Raw genomic sequence first — 14,401 nt, forward strand, 5'->3', positions numbered from 1 at the left:
AATATGGTTTAACACGATGTTTGTAAATATAATGACAAAACTGTTTGGTAGTCGAAATGATCGATTGCTTAAACAAATGCAGAAAGAAGTAAGTAAGATTAATGCCCTAGAGCCGGTTTTTGAAGCACTCAGTGATGAAGAACTAAAAGCAAAAACACCTGAGTTTAAAGAACGTATTGCACAAGGCGAAGAGCTTGACGCTCTGCTTCCTGAAGCTTTTGCGGTAGTACGCGAAGCGAGTAAACGGGTATTTGGTATGCGTCATTTTGACGTGCAAATGATCGGTGGCATGGTACTCAATTCTGGTAAAATAGCGGAAATGCGTACTGGTGAGGGTAAAACACTTACCGCCACCTTACCGTCTTATTTAAATGCACTAACCGGTAAAGGTGTGCATGTAATTACGGTCAATGACTATCTTGCTAAGCGAGATGGTGATTGGAATCGGGAATTATTTGAATTTTTAGGCATGACGGTTGGTTGTAATGTCGCGGGTATGGCACCAGAAGATAAGCAAGCCGCTTATAATTCGGATGTTACTTACGGTACTAACAACGAATTCGGCTTTGATTATTTGCGTGATAACATGGCTTTTTCGCCAGAAGAGCGGGCACAAAAGCCGTTAAATTTTGCGGTTATCGATGAAGTTGACTCAATATTAATTGATGAAGCACGTACACCGCTCATTATTTCTGGCCAAGCAGAAGATAGCTCAGCGCTTTATCGAAATATCAACCTTGTTGTACCCACACTAGTACAACAGGAGGAAGAAGATAAAGAAGGTGAAGAAAGCACTGGTGACTTCACTATCGATGAAAAAGCCAAGCAAATTTATTTAACTGAGCTTGGTCAAGTTCGTATCGAAGAAATCATGCTCGAAAAAGGCTTGATGCAGCAAGGAGACTCACTTTTCTCAGCGGCAAACATTACCTTATTACATCATGTAATGGCCGCGTTACGTGCACATAAACTATTTCAAAAAGACGTAGATTACATTGTAAAAGACGGCGAAATTGTTATTGTTGACGAGCATACTGGGCGTACTATGGAAGGCCGTCGTTGGTCAGAAGGTTTACATCAAGCCGTTGAAGCAAAAGAAGGTGTAGATATTCAAAATGAAAATCAAACACTGGCGTCAATTACCTTCCAAAACTTTTTCCGCATCTATAATAAACTGTCAGGAATGACAGGTACTGCCGACACTGAAGCGTTTGAGTTTAATCATATTTATGCTTTAGAAACCGTAGTGATCCCAACAAACCAGCCAATGGTACGTAAAGATTTACCTGATTTAATTTACTTAACAGGTGAAGAAAAGTTTGAAGCCATTTTAGAAGATATTAAAGATTGTGTTAAGCGTGGTCAGCCAGTATTGGTGGGCACCATTAGTATTGAAACCTCAGAATTTCTATCTTCATTCTTAAAGAAAGAAAAAATTAAGCACAAAGTACTTAACGCTAAATTTCATCAACAAGAAGCTGAAATTGTTGCCGATGCTGGTAAAATTTCCGCCGTGACTATTGCCACTAACATGGCGGGTCGTGGTACCGATATAGTACTGGGTGGTAACTTAACCACTACGCTTGAAAAGCTAAATAATCCCAGTGAAGATAAAATTGCTGAAGTTAAAGCGGCTTGGCAAGTAGAGCATGACAAAGTATTAGCCGCCGGTGGTTTGCACATTGTAGCGACAGAACGTCATGAGTCTCGTCGTATTGATAACCAATTGCGTGGTCGTTCGGGTCGCCAAGGTGATGCGGGTTCAACACGTTTTTACCTGTCAATGGAAGATAGTTTGATGCGAATTTTTGCTTCAGAGCGTATCGGCAACATGATGCGTAAACTTGGCATGGAGCACGGCGAAGCTATTGAACATCCTTGGGTAACTAAGAGCATTGAAAACGCGCAGCGTAAAGTTGAAGGCCGTAACTTTGACATTCGTAAGCAATTACTTGAATTTGATGATGTTTCAAATGATCAACGTAAAGTTATTTACGAACAACGTAATGAGTTAATGGATGAAGCCGATATTGCTGACGTGATTACCGCGATCCGCACCGACGTGGTTAATGGCCTAATTGGCCAACATATTCCACCACAATCGTTAGAAGAAATGTGGGATATTACTGGCTTAGAGGAGCGCTTTAAAGGTGAACTTACGCTTGAACTCCCTATTGCAAAATGGCTAGAAGAAGACAGTAATTTGCATGAAGATACTTTACGTGAAAAAATATTAGGTGCAGTTGACGCAAGTTATGCGGCCAAAGAAGAGATGGTGGGTGCTGAGGTTTTACGTCAATTTGAAAAAGCTGTTATGTTACAAAGCTTAGACTCTCATTGGAAAGAGCACCTAGCGGCGATGGATCATTTACGTCAAGGCATTCATTTACGTGGTTACGCGCAAAAGAACCCGAAACAAGAATTTAAACGTGAGTCGTTTGAACTGTTTGCTGAGTTGCTTGAAAACTTAAAATACGACGTTATTGGTATCTTAAGTAAGGTGCAAATTAGAGCAGAATCTGATGTTGAAGCCGTTGAAGAGCAACATAGAAAAGCCGATGAATTGCCAAAAGATTTTAAGCATGCATCAGCTTCAGCGCCAGAACAAGCAACCTTGCCACGTGTGGGTCGAAATGAACCTTGCCCATGTAACTCAGGTAAGAAATATAAGCAGTGCCACGGTAAATTAACCTAAACACTGAACAAGTAAATTGTTGATGAATGCCAGTCACTTGACTGGCATTTTTATTTTCAGGATGCAGGGTATGTCAGGATCACATGGCCGATCCTAGCCATCCATGGCTCCACGGCATTAGTCTATCCTTGCACGTCAGGTAGAAAGAGTGACTACGTGCAGATATCCTATTTTTTGCGGTATAGTGGTTTTGTGTGCTAATGCAGTTGAAATAGCCTGTAGTTTAATGGACTAAAGTGCAGCAGATAGGATCTGCGGGTGGTAATCTAGAGTTAGGCCGTTTTTTTGTAGCTCGGACTTCAGTCCGTCAAGGGTTAAGCTGGCGTTTAACCTGATGTACCAGCAAGCATCTGCAGCGGGTATAATTTTTTATATTCGTTTGATTAATTAAATGAGCTAATTTTTTACCTCAACCATTAAAAATGCGCAGATAATAAATTAACCTGGTATTAGATAAGTATTAGATAGTATTTGATAGGTATTTAGGATAAATAATGACAAAAATTGTGCATGTTGCGGTCGGTGTGATCAAGCAAGACCAGAAGTTTTTTCTCACTAAACGATTAGCTGATAGTCATCAGGGGGGTAAGTGGGAATTTCCTGGTGGCAAAGTTGAAGAAAATGAAACTGTCCATCAAGCGCTGCACCGAGAGCTAAAAGAAGAAGTTGCCATAGAAACCCTGACGTGTACACCATTAATGCAAATCAGCCATGATTACGGCGATAAGAAAGTGTTATTAGAGGTATTTGTTGTTGATAACTTTACCGGCCAAGCAAAAGCTTTAGAAGGGCAGCAGTCAGGTTGGTTTACCTTGGTAGAGTTCGCTGCTTTAAACTTTCCGGCGGCTAATCAAGCCATTATTGAAAAGCTGCTAAAAAATTATCAATAATATTTTGTCGCTGATCCACGGTAAAAATAGCGCTAGTATTAACAGCGCTTATGTTAAGTAGGCCATATATACCCAAACCACTTGAAGATGCCGTTTCAGAGTTAAGCTAGGAAATCAGCTCAAGGCGTAGTATGAAGATAATGGTTATTCCCTTATCAAGTGCTGCAACGCTGGGCTGTTTTTCTAGCTTAACTCCCTATGGGCAAGGCGATAAAGGGTCATCTACGGCGTTATTTATTTCGACAATGGAACAACCATTCTCTTCAATCAATGCCTTGTAGCTAACCCTTTATCAACTTGCTGAAATCTGCATATTCAAGTGGCTTGGGTATATACTAAGGTGATTAATGAGCTGTGCATTTTTCATGGGTAAAATGAAAAAATACAGCGTGATAGAATTTATAAGGTGAATAACGCCTTATTAAATTTTATGCCTGGTATCTATCCATTTTTCCATATGAAAAAATTGACCACTTAATTAATCAAATGGCTATTACTCAGGCTCAACAAAGAATTTATTATGTTGTAAAAATTCGGCTTCTAAAGCATCGAGCATCTCTTCATCTAACTCAACAGCACCTTGCACGGGTTGGCTAATTTTATGATTCTCGTCAGCCCAATCACCAATATCAATTAACTGGCAACGTTTACAACAAAATGGACGGTATTGACTTTCTTCTTGCCAAATCACTTCTTTTTTACAAGTGGGACAAGCTACTTTTAGTGTCATAAGAATTACTATTAACTTAAAATTGTTATGTCATTATAAGAGAATTTTGCTTAAGCGGCTAGGGGAAGCGATAAGCTTTCAGTTTTAAGCTGTCAGTTAGCAGCCAACAACTATGTCTATACTGATAGCTTAAAACTAACAACTATTAACTATGTTTATTTACACCGAGCCAGCTGGAAGTGGGTTGTTTGCTTGGAGTATTTACGGCCGCTTTCATTGCAGGGCATCATAAAGCGTATTGAGTAGCGAAAACGGTTACCACTAATGGTGGGATAAAAAGGTAGATGATCCGCAATCTTGATACGTAACAAGATTAAGCCTTCGCCATTGTCTTGGTAAAAGCCACTATCTGTTGTTATTTCTTTGAACTGCGTGCGTTGACGAACAAACTTTAGCACCAGTGATAAAGCGGCACTAATTTGTGCCAGTAGCGACAGCCAATGCCGGCATTGTGCTTCAACTTCAGCGCTTGGTTGGCTTAACCAAAACTGTAATTGTGGTAGATCAAAGAGCGAACTGCCGCCCTGAATCGCAAAACGCTGCTTTAACGCCACCAAAAATTTATCATCTTTGAATTGCAGCCACTTAGGGCTAGGGCCTTTTAATTGCTTGGAGAGGGCAAGCGTTTGTTTTAAGTTATCTTCGAGGGCTGCGCTATTAATCTCTGGAATTTTTGACCAAACCACTAAATTTTGTTCTAGTTTTTCTAAGTCTTTAATCAAGTCACCACGTATATCATTACGATCAACGGTATCTAGAATGGCAAATAAAGCATTAAAAAACACACTGTAACTAGTGGCCATATTGTATTGTAAGCAATCTGAAGCCTGGAAAAATAATTGCTCAAGTTTTAAATAATTACGAATACGCTCATTGAGCGGATGTTCATACAGTATAGCGGTCATTAATTAGAAACTTTTTTTGAAAATTAGCGAGTAATGCCTTTATAGTACGCACAGCTTGGTAAAATGGCGAATTATTTTATCAAAAACACTAGCCAAAGGCTTACTTATCAGGGCTAGGGTGGAAAGTACTGGCAGATAATAACTGATATTTTTGATCTAAAATTATCACCTGTTGACGAATGTTTTCTAGACTTTTATGCTGATTATTGATGATGTCATCAGCAAAACTTAGGCGTTGTTCACTCGGCATTTGGCTCGCTATAATACGCTTGATTTCTGCCGCTGAACTTGGATCACGTGCTAGGGTGCGTTCAACTTGGCTTGCTTCGTCAACATTAACCACTAAAACACGGTTGACCATTTTATGTAAATTATTTTCTAGCAGTAAGGGCGCCACTAGTAGGCAATAGCTGCTTTTGGCCTGTGCTATTTGGTTGATTATTTCTGCTCGAATTAACGGGTGTAATAAATTATTTAACCAAGCTTTATCTTCAGGCTGACTAAAAATTCGGCTGCGCAATTTAGCTCTGTTAAGTTCACCATTATCAGTAATATAGTCAGTGCCGAAATGGGCTTTAATCGCTAATAGTGCTTTACTGCCAGGCTGTACAACAATACGGGCCGCAATGTCTGCATCGATAATGTCGATATTTAATTCGGCGAAAATATCACTAACTGTGGTTTTGCCACTGCCAATACCGCCGGTTAAGCCTACAATAAATTCAGACATAAATAATTCCGTTAAGTTCATGTTAAGTTTGAAGCTATCAGCTATCAGCTATCAGCTATAAGTTTGAAGCTGTCAGCTTTCTTTGAACGTTTTTTAAGTTAATGTATTTAAATACCACGACCAAATGCCATTACCCCAGAGTAGGGTTATCCAACCTGCAACCGCTAAATAGGGGCCAAAGGGAATCACTTGTTCTCGTTGGTGATTTTTAAATAGCATTAGGCTAATGCCAATAACAGCGCCAACGGCTGAGGCCATTAAAATCAGTAAGGGTAATAACTGCCAGCCTAACCAAGCACCAAAAAGCGCAACCAGTTTAAAATCACCATGGCCCATACCTTCTTTGCCGGTCATTAACTTAAATAACCAAAATATACTAAACAAGCTCAAGTAACCGGCAACCGCGCCAATAACCGCCTCGTTTAATGGCACAATACTGCCATTAATGTTAACCAATAGCCCTAGCCATATTAATGGCAGCGTTATTTGATCAGGTAATAGCATGTGATCAAAATCAATTAAGGTTAAACAAATTAAGCCCCAAGTTAATACTAATAGCATGAGTGTGGTGAAGCTAACGCCATAATGGGCGGCAATAACTACACTTAATAGCGCAGTGGTTAATTCAACTAACGGATAACGCAGCGCTATTTTTTCCTGACATTGACTGCATTTACCGCGTAAACATAACCAACTTATGACTGGAATGTTTTCGTAAAAACGAATTTTATGTTGGCAAGATGGGCAGCTAGAGCTTGGCGTTGACAGGGTAATAATCGCTTCTACAGGCTTGACAGGTTTAGCAAGTTCATCAGCTAAAAACTCGCGACATTCTCTTTTCCAACCTTGTTCTAGTATTTTAGGTAAGCGATAAATAACCACATTTAAAAAGCTGCCTATCAGTAAAGAAAAAACGATGATAACACCATAAAAAAATGCGGGTGAGTTGGTCATTAGCGTAATAAAGTCAGTCAAAAGAATAGGCCTCAAAATGTAGGTGATTTATGTTAATGGCTTTGATTAAATAATGCCAAGTGAACAAAAAAAACGATGACAAGCATCGCGTTAATTTTATTGTGTTAAGTCAAGGTATATGGCCAGTGCTTTTAGGTAACTTAAACCACCATACCAATTTGAAAAATAGGTAAATACATGGCAATTATTAACCCCCCGATAACCACACCCAGTACCGCCATAATCATCGGCTCAAGCAGTGTGGTTAAATTGTCCACCGCATTGTCAACTTCTTGCTCATAAACCGTAGCAACTTTCGCCAGCATATCGTCAACTGAACCAGACTCTTCACCAATGGCGACCATTTGCACCACCATATCAGGAAAAATAGCACAATTGCGCATAGCTAAGTTCATTTGCATACCTGAGGTTACTTCAGCACGAATCTCTAAAATAGCCTCACGAAATACCGCATTACCTGAGGCGCCAGCAGCAGACTCTAACGCATCGGGTAAAGGTACACCAGCGGCAAAGGTGGTTGATAAAGTTCTGGCATAACGAGCAACAGCTGCTTTTTTTAGCACGTCACCAATAACAGGAATTTTTAATATTTTTCTATCAAGGCTATCGCGAAAAGTCTGACTATTGCTATGAGCTTTTTTAAACAAGTAACTGCCAATAAATAGCCCAGCAAGGCCAAAATACCAATAGGCCTGCATAAATTCAGATATCGCAATAACCAGTAAAGTAAAGCCGGGTAGCTCTGCACCAAAACTAGCGAAAATGTCTTGGAATACCGGCACCACAAAAATTAATAACACTGAGGTAACAATAAAGGCGATAACTAAAACAGAAATAGGATAAGTCATGGCTTTTTTGATTTTTGCTTTTAGTGCTTCTGCCTTTTCTTTATAGGTAGCAATACGTTCATAGATAGTTTCAAGTGAACCAGATTGTTCACCTGAGTTAACTAAATCACAATATAAGTCATCAAAATATTTTGGGTGCTCGCGCAAGCACTCAGACAGCGGGATACCCGATTGTAATTTGTGAGCGATAGTGGCGAGTAATTTTTGCATATTGCTATTGTTGTGGCCAGAGCCGATCATTTCAATAGTTTGCACTAAAGGTACGCCAGCCGATAACATGGTGGCAATTTGGCGAGTAAGTACCGCAATATCAACCGGCATGATTTTTTTATCGCCGCCCAGACCAAATAAAGGTTTAGCTTTTTTGCTAATTTTACCTGGGGTTATACCTTGTTTACGCAGCTGGGCTTTAAGCTCTAAGATGCTGGTGGCATTAAGCTCACCATCGATTTTTTTACCTTTGCGGTTTAGCCCTTGCCATTTATAAACATCAAGCGCTTTAACTTTACTTTTTCTGTTTTGTACTTTTATTGTTGAAGAAACAGCCATGGGCTTAACCTGATTTTTTATTGTCTAGTTATTGTCTAGCTATGGTTAAGCTTATTACTAGCCATAGCATTAGGTTAATTATTATTGTTATAACATTGAGCTTATCGCTATTGTCTACACTTGGCAATTTTTAGCCAGCCATTGGCAGGTTAGCGAACCGCACTTATTGGCTAAGGGGTAATAAACAACGCTGACCTTTTTCAATCAACCAACGCTATTATAATGCTAAGTGGCGTAGCAGTAAAATTGTTAGGCATTGGTTACCCGATTCACTTCTTCTAAACTGGTTACCCCTAAAGCGGCTTTCTCTAGCCCTGACTGGCGTAAATTATTGTAGCCTTCACGTTGGCATTGGGCGGCAATATCTAAGGAGTTAGCGCCGTTCATAATTAAGTTCGCGGTAATGTCACTAATTTTTATCACTTCATAGATACCCACTCGACCTTTATAGCCGCCGGTGCAAAAATCGCAACCAATAGGTTTAAACAATGTTATTTCGCTAACTTGTTCAGGTAAAAAACCTTGTGCGAGGAGTTCACTTTCAGGTATGTGTTCTTCTGCTTTGCAGTGGGTACATAATCGTCGGGCCAATCGCTGAGCGATAATAATGGTGACTGAACTGGCAACGTTGTATGACGGCACCCCCATATTTAATAAACGGGTTAAGGTTTCTGCTGCTGAGTTAGTATGTAATGTTGATAAGACTAAATGGCCCGTTTGCGCGGCTTTAATGGCAATTTCTGCGGTTTCTAAATCACGAATTTCACCGACCATGACAATGTCGGGATCTTGGCGTAAAAATGAGCGTAATGCACTGGGAAAGGTTAAGCCGGCGCGGGTATTAATTTGTACTTGGTTAACGCCTTCAAGGTTAATTTCAACGGGATCTTCGGCGGTAGAGATATTTCGCTCTTCGGTATTTAAAATATTTAAGCCGGTATAAAGTGAAACCGTTTTACCTGAGCCGGTTGGCCCAGTGACTAAAATCATACCTTGGGGTTGTGCTAAGGCGTCCATGTAAATTTGCTTTTGCTTGGGCGCATACCCCAGCATGTCGATGCCTAACATGGCACTTGACGAGTCAAGAATACGCATAACCACTTTTTCGCCCCACATGGTGGGCAGGGTACTGACACGAAAATCAATCGACTTCCTTTTAGATAAGGCTAATTTAATACGGCCATCTTGTGGCACACGACGTTCAGCAATATCTAATTTTGACATCACTTTTAAACGTGCGGCCATTCGAGCGGCTAGTGATACTGGAGGCCTAGCCACCTCATTTAAAATACCGTCAATACGAAAACGAATGCGGTAAGACTTTTCGTAAGGTTCAAAATGTAAATCTGAAGCACCTTTGCGAATGGCGTCGAGCAGTATTTTATTGATATAGACCACAATAGGTGCATCTTCTTTATCGCCAAGACCAATGTTTGTTTCTTCTTTTCGCTCTTCTTGAACATCAATGCCAGATAATTCTTTCGCGTCGATATCAGAAATATCAAGCGCATGACTGTCGGCTTCTAATATTTTTTCTATACAATGGTTTAAAGCTGTTTCGTTGGCAATCACTAACTCGGTAGCATAGCCAGTATTAAACTGAATTTCTTCTAGGGCATCAAGATTAGTGGGGTCAGACATGGCAACAAATAACACTTTGCCACGTAAATATAGCGGCAGGGCGTGGTGTTTACGGATCAGTTTTTCGTTACGTATACCCTCAGGAATTAGCGAGGTATCAAAATGTTCTAAGTCGATTAAGGGACAACCAAAACTACGCGATAGTGTGCTAGCAATGTCTTTAGCATTAATCTCTTTGTCTTCAACTAAATAGCGCAAAAAAGGCTTGTGTTGCCGAATAAAGTCAGCACTAATTTTCTCTGCTTTTTCAGTAGGGACGACGTTATGCTTAGATAGCGCAGAGAGTAGGCTAGATTGTTGGTGCAGTCCTTTCATAAGCCTCTAAAACTCAGTAATAACCAACAGTTACAGTGTAACTATTCTAGTTAGGGAAAACAAAAAACAACTATTATAAAATCTAAGATAAAAAAAGCTCCCGTAGGAGCTTTTTACTAATTTATATTTATTAACATAAACCACTTGCTACACAAGTACCTGTAGTTCTATCCCAAGTAACTTGTCCAGCTAACCATGTACCTTTTAAAATATAGGTTTCGTCATTGGGGAAGGTGGTAGCATTTCCAATCGCTGTAATTATTATGTTTGGAGATACGGCCGTAACTATTACGCTAAGTACTTCGCCTGTTGCTCCCGCATTTGCAATGCCATTTTTTCCGTCAATGCATTCAGTGACAAAAGTTGCTACAGATGTAGCTGCTGTTTGACCACAAATTTCTACAGCAATTTTTTGTGATGATGCAGCCAGAACTACTTCTGAGAACTTTGCTTTTTGGGTATAAGTTTGATAAGCCGGTAATGCAACCGCGGCTAAAATACCTATGATCGCGACAACGATCATTAATTCAATTAGGGTAAAACCTTGTGATTTTTTGATGGTATTTAGTTTTTTCATTACGTTTAACTCCAAATATGATTATGTTAGCTAATTTAATATTGCGGTAAAAATGACTAAATGTAAAATACTTGAGAGATTTTTTTTAAAATGTTTTTTTAAGCTGCTGTGACTAATCTTTAAGCTATCAGTTTTAAGTTTTCAGCTATCAGCTTTCAGTTATTAGAGCTTAGCTGTATTTACTAGTGATTAACTTGGCTTTAGTTTTAAACTGACCGCTTTGAACTGAGAGCTGAAAATTTCTTTTTCGTTTTTAACAAAAGCGCATTGACAGATCAACCGCTTGTACATGTTTGGTTAATGCTCCTACCGAGATAAAGTCGACACCTGTTTTTGCATAATCTGTTAGTGTTGCCAGTGTCATATTACCCGACACTTCTAACTTGGTTTTACCGGCCGATATTTCTGCGGTTAATTGCACCGCTTGTTCAATCATCTGGGGGCTAAAGTTGTCTAGCATAATAATGTCAGCGCCTGCATGCAGTGCTTGGGTTAATTCAGCGATGCTTTCTACTTCGACCTCAACAGTTTTGTCAGGGTGATTAATGCGCGCTGTGCTAACGGCTGGGTTAATACCACCACAAGCGGCAATGTGGTTTTCTTTAATTAAAAAGGCATCGAACAAGCCTATTCTATGATTGACCCCACCACCGCAAGTGACGGCGTATTTTTGTGCGCTGCGAAGGCCAGGTAAGGTTTTACGGGTATCAAGTAGCTTAGTGGTGGTGCCTGTTAAGTGTTTAACAAAGCTACTAGTAACGGTTGCGGTACCTGAAAGACTTTGTAAAAAGTTTAAGGCGGTGCGCTCACCGGTTAATAAAATACGTGCGTTACCCGTTAATTCAAATAAGGTGGTATTGGCTTTTACGCTTTCGCCATCATTAACAAACCAAGTGATGTTGGTTGTGGTGTGGTAAATGTTATCAAGTTGTTTAAACACTTCATTTACCCAAGCAACGCCGCATATAACACAGTCATCGCGACTAATAATGTTAGCTACCGCTTGGTTTTCTAACGGAATAAGTTCGGCGGTTATATCACGGCTAGTGGCGAGTTCTTGGTAGGTATTAACGCCTAGGTCTTCACATAATGCCCAGGTAACGGTTTTGCTGATGTCGTGTAATAATGAGGCTGATAACATTTAAAGCTGCTCTCGTAAAATTAGTTGTTTTCCGGTTTGGCTAAATTCTACTCTTTTTAGCGCGCTCATGCCCAAGAGAATTTCATCAGCGGTCATGCTGGGGTTAATATTTGCTGCTATATCATACAAATAGATATTACCTATGCGTAACTCGTTTATTTGCGTGGTAAAGACGGTAATAATGCCATTAGCGGTTTGCACACGTTGTTGTCCTTGCGCTTGCAGGGCTAGGTTTTCTGCAACATGGGCCGGAATTGACACTTGTGTAGCGCCAGTATCCAGTAAAAAGGTAACCTTGCGGCCATTAATGGCACCGTTGGTTACATAATGCCCTTGACGGTTTTGTTCTAAGGTAACGGCGGCTTTACCATTGGCTTGCATTGAAAGTTTAGGGTCTTGATTGGGATTATATTGTCCGTCTAACAAGTCTTGAAAAATAAAAACCAATAAGGCGATGCCAAGCACCCAAGCTATCCAGACAAAACCTTTGCCAAAATTTGCTGTTGTGTCATTTTTAGTCATTTATGTCCAACTCTTAGGTTAATCTGTTTGGTATATCTTGTTCTGTTGTCCACTTTACTATGTAATAGTACAAGGATAAACAACCGGTGAATTATTGTATGTCATCTTTGCCAAAGGATCGAAAAAATAGCGCTGAACTGATCATTAAAAAGGGTTGGCTCAGTGACGTTGAAATTCAACCGTCGAGCCACTTTGAGCCTAGAGCCGAAAATGAAGCCGTGAGCTTATTGGTTGTGCATAATATTTCATTGCCACCGGGGCAATTTGGCGCTGACCACATCACTCATTTTTTTCTGGGTAATTTAGACCCAAGCATAGATCCTTACTTTGAAAGTATATATCGCCTACGCGTATCCGCGCATTGCCTTATTCAACGTGACGGCAATATTGTGCAATATGTTTCGTTTAACGATAAAGCTTGGCATGCTGGCCTGTCGTGTTATCAAGGTCGAGAAAAATGTAATGACTTTTCAATCGGTATTGAGCTAGAAGGGACTGACGATATTCCTTATACTGAAGTACAATATCAGCAGCTTAGCCGCGTGAGTCAGAGCTTAATCGGCACTTATGCAGGCTTAGAAAATAACATTGTTGGTCACTGTGACATTGCGCCAGGACGTAAAACAGACCCTGGCCCCGCGTTTGATTGGCCAAGTTTTAGAGCATTATTAATAAAATAGCTGTCAGTATGAAGCTATCAGCTATCAGCTTTCAGTCAAGAAACACCAACTGTGAGTTGGGCGTAACTGACAGCTGACTGCTTAAGACTTACAGCTAATAAAGCGTAGCTGAAGAGCTGAAATTTTTTAAAAATAGAGGATAATTAAACATGAGCTTGATTAGTTTGTTAATTGCACTAGCTGCTGAGCGTTACTTGTCGTCAAGTGCTTGGCAATTTAATACCTTGTACCAACGATATATGGCGGTAATTAAGCAGACTAAGTTGCTGGCTAATTATCGACATTCTGCATTGTTAAGCTATGCAGTAATTTCTATTCCTGTACTTGGTTGTCATTTTTTATTGGCACAAGTGGATAACGCTTTACTGTATTTAATTGCCTCAACCTTAATATTGATTGTTTGCTTTGGTTGCATGAAAACGCGCGAGGTCTATAAAAGCTATTTACAATCAGCTTTTAAGGGTGAATTAACCAATTGTGAGTTACATCACCTGCAACTACAACAAGATAAAAACATTGCTGACATGGGCTTTGGCCAAACAATGGTTTGGTTAAATTATCGCTACTTTATCGCGGTTATGCTGTTTTTCGTTTTATTCGGTGCCGCAGGTGCATTGTTTTATCGCTTATTAACTAGGGTAAATGAAAGTGTTAACGCAGAAAGCTCTGCTGTGGATGTTGAGGATGAAAATAGCGAAGAACTGGCTACTCACGATGGCGATGACGGTAATAAAGCAACGCAACAATTATTATTTTGGGTTGATTGGCTACCGGTTAGGCTTGTTGCTTTTGGTTATATGTTTGTTGGCCATTTCTCAAAAGCCATGCCGGCTTGGATAGATAACTTATTTGAATTTGACAAAACGCCAAGCCAAGTCTTAATCAGTGTTGCTCAAATGTCGGAAGACTTTATGGTTGACGCTGATGACTATACTGCAGAGCCTTGTTTATTAGTAAAATTAGCCAAACGTACCTTGTTACTATTTCTAGCGGTAATAGCGGTATTAACCTTAACCGGCATTATTTCTTAGCTTTAAAGAAAAGTTTTAAGCTGTCAGTGCTCAGCTGTCAGCTTAAAACCAAAGCCAGATTTAATTGTCTACCCATATAACTACACGCTTGTTACTGATAGCTGACAGCTCAAAACTTACCGCTTAAAACATAAAACTACCTGTTATAATTTTCATTTCCACGAAGTGAAAT

General features: G+C 39.9%; 14 protein-coding genes. 5 read left to right on the forward strand and 9 right to left on the reverse strand.

Going from position 1 to position 14,401, the window contains the following annotated elements:
- Window positions 1-16: 16 nt before the first annotated feature.
- The 3 genes from secA (at window position 17) to H4J54_RS14230 (ending at window position 3,866) form a co-directional block, all read left to right on the forward strand.
- Window positions 17-2,695, forward strand: coding sequence for a preprotein translocase subunit SecA (gene secA, locus H4J54_RS14220; RefSeq protein ID WP_182191640.1), 2,679 nt, complete (start codon window positions 17-19; stop codon window positions 2,693-2,695).
- Between the two features lie 494 nt (window positions 2,696-3,189).
- The gene (gene mutT / locus H4J54_RS14225) at window positions 3,190-3,585 is read left to right on the forward strand and encodes an 8-oxo-dGTP diphosphatase MutT (protein ID WP_182191641.1); all 396 of its coding nucleotides are present in this window, start codon (window positions 3,190-3,192) and stop codon (window positions 3,583-3,585) included.
- A gap of 131 nt (window positions 3,586-3,716) precedes the next feature.
- A complete protein-coding gene (locus tag H4J54_RS14230) occupies window positions 3,717-3,866 on the forward strand; it encodes a hypothetical protein (RefSeq protein ID WP_182191642.1) in 150 nt (49 codons plus the stop codon).
- Window positions 3,867-4,078: 212 nt separating this feature from the next.
- Here H4J54_RS14230 and yacG read toward each other — a convergent pair whose 3' ends face one another.
- The 9 genes from yacG to H4J54_RS14275 all read right to left on the reverse strand — a co-directional run bounded on the left by yacG (window position 4,079) and on the right by H4J54_RS14275 (window position 12,518).
- Window positions 4,079-4,315: a DNA gyrase inhibitor YacG gene (gene yacG, locus H4J54_RS14235; RefSeq protein WP_182191643.1), complete on the reverse strand. Its 237-nt coding sequence runs from the start codon at window positions 4,313-4,315 to the stop codon at window positions 4,079-4,081.
- Window positions 4,316-4,470: 155 nt separating this feature from the next.
- Window positions 4,471-5,220: a cell division protein ZapD gene (gene zapD / locus H4J54_RS14240; RefSeq protein WP_182191644.1), complete on the reverse strand. Its 750-nt coding sequence runs from the start codon at window positions 5,218-5,220 to the stop codon at window positions 4,471-4,473.
- Between the two features lie 100 nt (window positions 5,221-5,320).
- Window positions 5,321-5,950 carry a dephospho-CoA kinase gene (gene coaE, locus H4J54_RS14245; RefSeq protein WP_182191645.1) on the reverse strand — a complete coding sequence of 210 codons (630 nt, stop codon included), beginning with the start codon at window positions 5,948-5,950 and terminating at the stop codon, window positions 5,321-5,323.
- 93 nt (window positions 5,951-6,043) lie between these two features.
- Window positions 6,044-6,925, reverse strand: coding sequence for a prepilin peptidase (locus H4J54_RS14250; protein ID WP_404851909.1), 882 nt, complete (start codon window positions 6,923-6,925; stop codon window positions 6,044-6,046).
- Window positions 6,926-7,065: 140 nt separating this feature from the next.
- Window positions 7,066-8,322, reverse strand: a complete 1,257-nt coding sequence (locus H4J54_RS14255; protein ID WP_182191646.1) for a type II secretion system F family protein — start codon at window positions 8,320-8,322, stop codon at window positions 7,066-7,068.
- A 249-nt stretch (window positions 8,323-8,571) separates the two neighbouring features.
- Window positions 8,572-10,278 (reverse strand): type IV-A pilus assembly ATPase PilB, encoded by a 1,707-nt coding sequence (pilB, locus tag H4J54_RS14260; protein WP_182191647.1) that lies wholly within the window; start codon window positions 10,276-10,278, stop codon window positions 8,572-8,574.
- A gap of 130 nt (window positions 10,279-10,408) precedes the next feature.
- Window positions 10,409-10,855, reverse strand: coding sequence for a prepilin-type N-terminal cleavage/methylation domain-containing protein (locus H4J54_RS14265; RefSeq protein ID WP_220464249.1), 447 nt, complete (start codon window positions 10,853-10,855; stop codon window positions 10,409-10,411).
- A gap of 253 nt (window positions 10,856-11,108) precedes the next feature.
- The gene (gene nadC, locus H4J54_RS14270; RefSeq protein ID WP_182191648.1) at window positions 11,109-11,996 is read right to left on the reverse strand and encodes a carboxylating nicotinate-nucleotide diphosphorylase; all 888 of its coding nucleotides are present in this window, start codon (window positions 11,994-11,996) and stop codon (window positions 11,109-11,111) included.
- The gene (locus H4J54_RS14275; RefSeq protein ID WP_182191649.1) at window positions 11,997-12,518 is read right to left on the reverse strand and encodes a TIGR02281 family clan AA aspartic protease; all 522 of its coding nucleotides are present in this window, start codon (window positions 12,516-12,518) and stop codon (window positions 11,997-11,999) included.
- Between the two features lie 98 nt (window positions 12,519-12,616).
- Between H4J54_RS14275 and ampD the strand changes: the two genes are divergently transcribed.
- Both ampD and ampE read left to right on the forward strand, forming a co-directional pair.
- Window positions 12,617-13,198 (forward strand): 1,6-anhydro-N-acetylmuramyl-L-alanine amidase AmpD, encoded by a 582-nt coding sequence (gene ampD / locus H4J54_RS14280; RefSeq protein WP_220464268.1) that lies wholly within the window; start codon window positions 12,617-12,619, stop codon window positions 13,196-13,198.
- A 149-nt stretch (window positions 13,199-13,347) separates the two neighbouring features.
- Window positions 13,348-14,229, forward strand: coding sequence for a beta-lactamase regulator AmpE (gene ampE, locus H4J54_RS14285; RefSeq protein ID WP_182191650.1), 882 nt, complete (start codon window positions 13,348-13,350; stop codon window positions 14,227-14,229).
- Window positions 14,230-14,401: the final 172 nt, after the last annotated feature.

It is taken from the genome of Colwellia sp. MB3u-8 (genome assembly GCF_014076985.1).
In the GTDB taxonomy this organism is placed as follows: Bacteria; Pseudomonadota; Gammaproteobacteria; order Enterobacterales; family Alteromonadaceae; genus Cognaticolwellia.